Below are 8146 nucleotides of genomic sequence, written 5' to 3'. Positions count from 1 at the left end.
GCGGGTCAGGGTCAGTGAGGTCACGTCGGGTCCTGTCTCGGCTGGAACGTTCACGAAAGTGACCAGTATACCGGAAGCCCCTGTTCGAGACTGCCCGTCGAGACTGCCCGTCGAGACTGTCGTAAAGGCTGTCTTGAAGGCGGACGAACGACACAGACGATCAGCCCTTTGCCTGCTAACATCCCCCCTTCACGTCCCTTCATCCGGTGCCCCATGCCCGATTCCGCCGTCCGCGCCCCGCTGCGTGCCGACCTGCTCCTGCTGCTGGTGACGCTGCTGGCTGCCTCGGGCTGGATCTTCTCCAAGGAAGCGCTGAACGGCCTGCCGCCGCTGCTGTTCATCGGCACCCGCTTCCTGCTGGCCGGGCTGATTCTCGCCGCCTTCGCCGGCCCTGCCCTGCGGCGGCTCTCAACGAACGACATCCTGACCGGGGCCAGTGTCGGCGTACTGTTCAGCGGAGCGCTCACGCTGTGGATCACGGGTCTCTACCATTCCCACCACCTTGGTGAAAGCGCCTTCATCAACAGCCTGGGCATCCTGCTGGTGCCGGTGATGGCGCGCCTGGTGTTCGGCGACCGGCCGCCCCGCACCACCTGGATCGCCCTCCCCGTGGCACTGGCCGGCTTTGGCGTGTTGTCGCTCAATGCCGGCTTTCGCATCGAGCCGAGCCAGTGGCTGATGGCCTGCTCTGCCGTGCTCTTCTCGCTGCTGATCAACACCAATTCACGGGTCGTGCGCCGACTGCCGGCCCTCCCCCTGACGGTGCTGCAGCTGATCACGGTGGGCATTGTGCTGGGGCTGGCCTCCCTGGCCGTGGAACCCTGGCCGACGCGTATTGGTGGGGTAACCCTCGGCTGGCTGGCCGCCAGCGTGCTGCTCGCCAGCACCCTGCGCTTCTTCCTGCAGGTGCATGCCCAGGGGCTCACCACGCCCAGCCATGCCGCGGTGATCCTGATGCTCGAGGCGGTCTGGACCGCGCTGCTGTCCGCCGCCTGGTACCGTGAGACCATGTCGCCGCTGCAGCTGGCCGGCTGCGCGCTGATCTTCGCCGCGCTGCTGATCAATCGCTGGTACTGGGTACGCCGACTCTTCACCCGGCGCTGAATTCCCGTATCATGCCCGCAGATCCAAAGAGGGAAGTGAACATGCCGAAGGTGCGCCACTATGCCGACCTGGTCACCGTCCTGTCAGGGCTATCATGGCTGGTGGTCTTCTGGTCGGTCAGCCTCACGGCGCAGATCGGCAGCATCGAACCCACCCTGGCCGCCCTGCTGATGCTGGGGACCCTGATACTGGTCAGCTTCGTGCACCGCCCCTCCCGCGTGCTGCTGCGCCGCTACCACGTGCGCAAACGGCGCACCGAGATGTGGATGCATATCCTGGCGTTACCTCTGACGCTGGCCTTCCTGTTCGGCATCGTCATCGAAAGTCTGTTGGCGCCGCTGAACGGGCAGCAGAAGATGCTGCTGTTCAACATCTTCGCCACCGCCGGCTGGCTCGTCTTCCTGCTCACGGTGTTGATCAAGCTGGCCATGCATCTGACACGGCGCCACCGGAGCAACGGCAGTGCGGGTTCCTGACGAGTCCCGAGAAAGAGCCCCGGAAACGAGAACGGGCGCCTGGCTACCAGGCGCCCGTTCTCGTTCAGGCAGCAGGATCAGAAGCGATCGAGACGGAACGGGGTCATGTCGACCGCCGGGGTCTCACCGTCCATCATCTGCGCCAGCAGCTCGCCGGTGGCGGGCCCCAGGGTGAATCCCTGGTGGCCGTGACCGAAGGCCAGCCACAGCCCAGGCTTACCGGGCGCGGGACCGATCACCGGCTTCATATCCGGCATGCAGGGGCGAGCGCCCTTCCACGGCTGGGCATCTCGTCGCTTGCCCAGCGGGAAGAGCTTGCGCGCCGCCTTCTCGGCGGCCGCCAGTTGCTTGTAGTGGGGCGGCGCGTCGAGGGCGGCCAGTTCGGCCCCGGTGGTCAGGCGAATACCGGCCCGCATCGGCTCCAGCAGGAATCCCCGCTCGGCGTCCATCACCCAGTGATTGAGCTGCGCGCCCTGCTCTGCCGAATAATGCATGTGATAGCCACGCTTCACGAACAGCGGCACCTCCAGGCCAAGGCGTGACAGCAGCTCACCGGTCCAGGGACCCATCGCCACCACCACCTGATCCGCCTCGAGGGCGCCCTCGCTGGTCATCACGCGCCATCCGGTGCCCACCTGGTTGACGTCCTCGACGCTGGCCTGCATCAGGTGGCCGCCCGACGCCTCGTAGCTCTTCGCATAGGCCTGTACCAGGGCGCCCGGGTCCGCCACCATCCATGGCTGGGTCCAGTGGATGGCACCCACCAGCCCCTTGGCCAGGTGCGGCTCCATGGCATGCAGCGCTTCGGCGTCAAGCACCTCATGCTCCACCCCGAAACGCGCGTGATTCTCGCGGGCCTCCGTCAGGCGCTCCTCCATGGCCTTCCGGGTCCGGTAGAGCTCCAGCCAGCCGCCCTGGCTCACCAGTGCCTCGGCGCCTGCGGCCTCGATCATCGTCGCATGGGTATCCAGGCAACGCATGATCAAAGAGGCGTAGTCGTTGACGATGCGCTCGTAGCGCGCGCCGCCCGAGTTGATCCAGTACTGCAGCAGCGGCCCCGCCGCGCTGACCATGCCGGTCGGACGGTAGCGAATGTCCACCTCGCGGTTGGGCAGGACGCGCAGCAGGGTACCGAGGTCACGGGGGAAGGCGTAGGGGCGCACCGCCTCGCGCTGGATGATGCCAGCGTTGCCGAAGGAGGTCTCGCGGCCTGGCTCGCGGCGATCCACCAGTGTGACGTCGTGGCCGCGACGCGCCAGATGCCAGGCCACCGAGACGCCGACAATCCCGGCGCCGAGGACGATGATGTTACGGGACATGCGAGAGTCTCCCCGATCCGCCAAAGAAAAAGCCCCGCCTCTCGGCAGGGCATTCGTGGGATCCAGTCTAGCAGGCCTCGCCATAACCACGGGATATCGACAAGAATTAAGATGAACTGTCTATTTTATTCGGCATGTTTGGAGGATTTCTCCAAAAAGTCTCGCGGCGATAGACGAAGCTTTCAATCGCACGCCACCTGGGCCTGAAGCTTGGCGCGGATGAAATCGCCGTGCCCCACGTGCAGCAGGTCGGCGAGCTGGCGGATGCGGTGTTCCTCGAGATGGTGGTGCTCGCCGTCGGCCAGCGCCAGTTCCCACATCATCCGCACCAGCGCGCAGCGCCTGGGGCAGTCGTAATGCTGCTTGATGAGGCTCACGAACTGATAATGGTCCACCGAACTCTCCACCTCCTCCCGAGCCAGCGCCACCAGTTCATCCACCGCCTCATCCTCCAGATCGAGGCTTTCACGCAGCATCTCGCGCAGCGCCACCAGTTGGGCAGGATCTTCCTGATAATCGGCGCGCATCACCTCGCACAGGAGAGCCGCCGCGGCGAGTTCCAGGGTAGGCCCCTCTTCGCCCTGCGCCTCGGGGTCTGCCAGCACCTGCTGGAAGAAACGCTGAATAGCTGTAAGCACGGCCGTCCTCCTCGTATCTGTCTCGGAGTATGACCTGTTACACGGCCTGGCGTTCACCCAGCCGGGCGTGGGACCCTCCGCTGGCCAGGGCCATCGTCTCCTTGACCCGCTCGGCCAGGTGGCACATCTGGTCCGGATTAAGGGTGTGGTCCACCAGGAACATCAGGCTGGTCTCGCCCAGCCGCTTCGCCACGGGAAGAGGCTCGCGTGGACGAAGATCGGTGCCATCGAAGGCCTGCTCCCGATAGATCTCGCTGCAGCCGCCATGCAGACAGTGCCCGCCCCTGGCGTTGACCTCGGCGACGATGGCATCACGATCCCAGCCCGGGCCAAGGGCATCAGGCTCGACAAAGGCGTAGAAGCGGTACCAGGCCGGCGTGGCCTGTGGCGGGAAAACCGGCAGCCGCAATCCCGGTACGTCCTTCAACCCTTCCGCCAACCGCGCAGCATTTTCCGTGCGTTTCGCCAGCCATCCCTCCAGCTTTCGCAGTTGGCAGCGCCCGATGGCCGCCTGCATTTCGGTCAACCGCCAGTTGCTGCCGAAGCTGCCATGCAGCCAGCGAAAGCCCGGCGGATGCTCGGCGTGCACCGCCTGCCAGGACTTGCCGTGGTCCTTGTAACTCCAGGCCCGCTCCCAGGCGGCATCGTCCTTTAGCAGCAGCATGCCACCCTCCCCTCCGGTGGAGATGATCTTGTCGGTACAGAAGGAGAAGGCCGCCGCATCACCCACGCTGCCGACCCGCCGGCCCTGCCAGATGGCGCCGTGGGCCTGGGCACAGTCCTCGATCAACCACAGGCCCCGCTCGTCGGCCAGCGCCCGCAGTGCCTCCAGATCGCAGGGCCAGCCGGCGAGATGCACGGCAATCACGGCCCGAGTGCGCGGCGTCAGCACCGCTTCGATACTCTCGGCGGTAAGGTTGCCGGTGTCGGGGTCGACATCGGCGAACACCGGACGCGCCCCGCAGGCCACCACGCAGGAGACGGACGCCATGAAGCTGCGCGGCGTCACCACTACCTCAGCGCCCGGGCCCACCTCGAGGGCGCGTAGCGCCAACTCCAGGGCCAGGGTGCCGTTGGCCACGGCAATGGCATGGGGCATGTCGTGAAAGTCGGCAAACTCTTGCTCGAAGGCGCGCCCCTCCCCGCCGTTCCAGTAGTTCACGCGTCCAGAACACAGCACGCGGTTTACCGCCTCGATTTCATCGGGTTCATGACGTGGCCAGCCTTGCATTGGTTCCTCCTGGCGCCAACGGCGCCTGCAACAGTCAGCGTACCTAGCGCTTCTCCGACCCGTGATGCGGGCGAGGAAACGCGGTGCGCCACAGGTAGACCAGGTCCCGAGTAAAGGACCAGTGCAGCACGTAGTCTCGATTGAGCCGGACCTTGTCGGGGAAGATCACCTCGCGATTGAAGCGCTCAGGGTCCTCCACCCCGGCCAACAGGGCCTCCTCGTCGCGATACTTCAGGGTGGCCGGACCGGTGATGCCAGGGCGCACGGAGAGGATCACCAGCCCCTCCTCGGCCAGGGCATCGGCGAAGCCCGGCACGTCGGGGCGCGGACCCACGAAGCTCATCTGGCCGGCCAGGACGTTGAACAGCTGCGGCAGCTCATCGAGCTTGGTACGGCGTAACCAGCCGCCAAGCCGAGTGATGCGGGGATCTCCCAGGGTGGTCACGGTCGTCCCCGCCACCGGACGCATGGTACGAATCTTGACAACCCGAAACGGTTGACCTCTCCGCCCGATCCGCTCCTGAAGAAAGAAGCCGGATGCCCCGGTATCCAGACGCGCCGCCAGGGCCGTGATCAGGATCACCGGCAGCAGCAGCGCGAGCAGGGTCAGGGCCAGCCCGAGATCGAAGAGCCGCTTCACCAGTCGCTGTGAAGGACTCGGCCCGGTGCCATGCCTGTGGGACAGGAGGTCGTGGTGGTGATAATCGATCAGAGCCATGTCAGCGCACCATTCCCGCTTCCAGCGGGTTCATGCTTTGGGTCCGCAGCCCCTTCACGAGGTAGTAGAGACCCTCGCCGAACAGCACCAGGGGGTCGTCCCACTTGGCGTCATCGAAGCTGTCGGCATGCACGCCATCGGCAAACGTGAGGGCCGTCCCGAGGTGGCCGCGCTGCATCAGGTCCAGGCGCCGGATGACATCGCCCAGCAACCAGCGAGCGACGACGCCCTGCCGGGCGGGACGAAAATGAGCCTGGGCAACGGCCGGACCGCGGGTCTGGGCCAGGTACAGCAGCCAGGGGAAGTTCACCCCGGCGCTCAGCGAGAGGTCGATGGAGCCCCACAGACGGGGATTCACCTCGATGAAGACGTGACGTCCGGTTGCCGGGTCGTGCTTGAACTCGAGCATCGCCAGGCCGTGCCACTCCAGCGAGTCCAGCAGCCGATGGGCATCCGCCTCCATGCCTGGATGCGCGTCACTCACCCGCAGGGTACTGGTGCCGCCGGTGGCGACCTTCTCCTGCAGCCGCCGGTGGGTGAAGGAGGCGATACGCTGGCCATGCCAGTAGAGGCAGGAGACGCCCCAGCCATCGCCGACCACCCGCTCCTGGACGATGGGGGGTCGGGAGGGATCCAGCCCGAAATCCTCGATCATCTCGTCCAGCGTCTGGGCCAGCGTTCCGCCACCTCGGGAAAAGCGCACGCCCTTGGAGCTGTTACCACGACGCGCTCGGGCCACGTACTCGCAGGAAGCATCGGACGCCTGGCCGGCCTCCGCCGGGGTCGTGTAGTCAACGATGGAGGCAACCGACACCCCCCGGTCGCGGGCCAGACGGCTCATTCGATCCTTGTCATTGACCAGCGCCAGGGTGGCCGAATCCACCATGGGGAGCACCACGTGCGCCGGCAGCCGCCCTGCCTCACGGGCCTGCACCAGCAATTCACCCTCCTCGTGCCCCGGCAGGATGAGACCGATGTCATGACGCTCACACAGGCCGACCACGTCCGCGACGAACCCCTCCGGGTCACCATAGGGCGAGGCATAGCGCCCCCGCCCGTGGGCAAATCGCGAGGCCTGGCACATGCCGATCCTCGAGGTATCGGAGACCACCACCTCGACACCATTTTGCGCCAGACCGCGCAGCGCCGAATAGCTGCTTCGGCACCATCCCTGGGTCAACAGCACTGTGGCTTCGGATTCGTGTTGCATGATATCTCCAACAGAAGGGGAAAGAGGGGGCCAACCCGCCCCCGATGCCCACGGCGGCACGTCACGGCAGGATGACCGCGGCCCGGACGTGGGCATGCAGAGGACACAGCAGGCCCTTGGGTCAACAGGAAAGGTCGGTTAACGAGAAAAAGGAGGCACGGGGCAGACCGCCCGGCGCGAACCGTCAGGCAGGAACGACCGTCTTGAGCTGATAGTGGTCACGCAGGTAGATGGTGACCCTCTCGCACTCCCGGCCGTCATTCATGGCGGCATGGCGAGCCGTAAAGCGAGCGAGTCGCTGGTCATGTCGGCCCTCGGCAATTTCCTGCCAGGCCGAGGGCACCTGGGACCAGTCGCGGATCACAGGTCCCGGGGCGTCTTCGACATAGTCGCCATAGACCCCGACGTCGCGATGGAGATAGTCCTCCAGGTCCGGCGCCATCAGGATGATCGGGCGCTTGAAGCAGGCGTAGTCGAACATCAGGCTGGAGTAGTCGGTGATCAGCACATCGATCTCAGGCATCAGCTCGTTGACGTCCGGGAAGCGGTCTGCCGAAGCCTCCATGATCCGTGACGAGTGCCGGGCCAGGGCCTCAACCCCCGTCATCTTCAACGCGACATGACCACGCACCAGCAGGAGCAGTTGCTGCTGCTCGAGCCAGGGCAACAGCGCCTCGAGCCGCCTGCCCTGGGCCACATCCAGCCCACCCCTGCCCTGCTGCCTCAGGGTTGGGGCGTAGAGCACGACACCCTTGTAGCGACGTGGCTCGATGCCCTCACGACGCAGCAACGAGGCGGCATCGGTGTGGAACGCAGCCCAGCGGGGATAGCCCAGCACCGAGACGCGCTCGGCAGGAAGGCCATAGGCCGTCATCATCCGCTGGCGCCCGACACCCGACGCCACCAGGACTCGATCCGGCCCCCGCTTCGCCGGCAGCAGTCGGCGCAGGTAGAGGTCAAACAGCGGCGTGAAACCGCCGAGCCTGCTGGACCTGGCATCCTTTCCGAACCGCTTCAATGGCGTACCGTGAGTCAGGTTGACCAGGGTGCCCCCGACGGAAGCATGTGCGTTGACGTCCTCCGCGGTATGGGTCACGAGGAATAGGCGTGCCCGCAGGGAGAACCGGATACCCGCCAGCGAATAGGCCAGCGCGGCCTCTCCCCCCTCCTCACGGACCTGCCTTACCACATCGGGGTCATGGCTCAGCCACACCGCACGAAGCTCTGGTTCATGGTCGCGAACGTGCCGATAGAGATGCCGGGCATTGTCCGAATACTGGCGACCGTGCCAGGCACCGAACACCCAGAGCGTGTCATCGCGAGAGCTCATCCAACCGAACAGACAGAGCGGAAGCCAGGCGAGTTGCTGCAACAGACGCAAGAGGTAATTCATGGTATTCGACTCTCGGTATGAGGACTCGGCTTCACCGGGCCAGGCCGGGGGGCAGCA

8 protein-coding genes are annotated in these 8146 nt (G+C 65.8%); 2 read left to right on the top strand and 6 right to left on the bottom strand.

Annotated elements, in window-relative coordinates; genetic code table 11:
- The first annotated feature begins 213 nt into the window (after positions 1-213).
- Entirely contained in the window at positions 214-1104 is an 891-nt protein-coding gene (locus tag IBX53_RS03800; protein ID WP_290905574.1) for a DMT family transporter, read from the top strand.
- A 41-nt stretch (positions 1105-1145) separates the two neighbouring features.
- Positions 1146-1580 (top strand): hypothetical protein, encoded by a 435-nt coding sequence (locus IBX53_RS03795; RefSeq protein ID WP_290905571.1) that lies wholly within the window; start codon positions 1146-1148, stop codon positions 1578-1580.
- A gap of 77 nt (positions 1581-1657) precedes the next feature.
- Here IBX53_RS03795 and IBX53_RS03790 read toward each other — a convergent pair whose 3' ends face one another.
- The 6 genes from IBX53_RS03790 to IBX53_RS03765 form a co-directional block, all read right to left on the bottom strand.
- Positions 1658-2899: an FAD-binding oxidoreductase gene (locus IBX53_RS03790; RefSeq protein WP_290905568.1), complete on the bottom strand. Its 1242-nt coding sequence runs from the start codon at positions 2897-2899 to the stop codon at positions 1658-1660.
- Between the two features lie 182 nt (positions 2900-3081).
- Complete coding sequence (locus tag IBX53_RS03785) at positions 3082-3537, bottom strand: TerB family tellurite resistance protein (RefSeq protein ID WP_290905565.1); 456 nt, start codon at positions 3535-3537, stop codon at positions 3082-3084.
- 37 nt (positions 3538-3574) lie between these two features.
- Positions 3575-4768, bottom strand: coding sequence for a DegT/DnrJ/EryC1/StrS aminotransferase family protein (locus IBX53_RS03780; protein ID WP_290905562.1), 1194 nt, complete (start codon positions 4766-4768; stop codon positions 3575-3577).
- A 43-nt stretch (positions 4769-4811) separates the two neighbouring features.
- Complete coding sequence (locus IBX53_RS03775; protein WP_290905560.1) at positions 4812-5486, bottom strand: sugar transferase; 675 nt, start codon at positions 5484-5486, stop codon at positions 4812-4814.
- A gap of 1 nt (position 5487) precedes the next feature.
- Positions 5488-6696 (bottom strand): ATP-grasp domain-containing protein, encoded by a 1209-nt coding sequence (locus tag IBX53_RS03770; protein WP_290905557.1) that lies wholly within the window; start codon positions 6694-6696, stop codon positions 5488-5490.
- 184 nt (positions 6697-6880) lie between these two features.
- Positions 6881-8089, bottom strand: a complete 1209-nt coding sequence (locus IBX53_RS03765; RefSeq protein WP_290905554.1) for a CDP-glycerol glycerophosphotransferase family protein — start codon at positions 8087-8089, stop codon at positions 6881-6883.
- Positions 8090-8146 lie beyond the last annotated feature (57 nt).

The organism is Halomonas sp. (assembly GCF_014859505.1).
Taxonomy (GTDB): Bacteria; Pseudomonadota; Gammaproteobacteria; order Pseudomonadales; family Halomonadaceae; genus Halomonas.
Note: the sequence above shows the minus strand (reverse complement) of the source record. Positions and strands in the feature narration are given on the sequence as shown.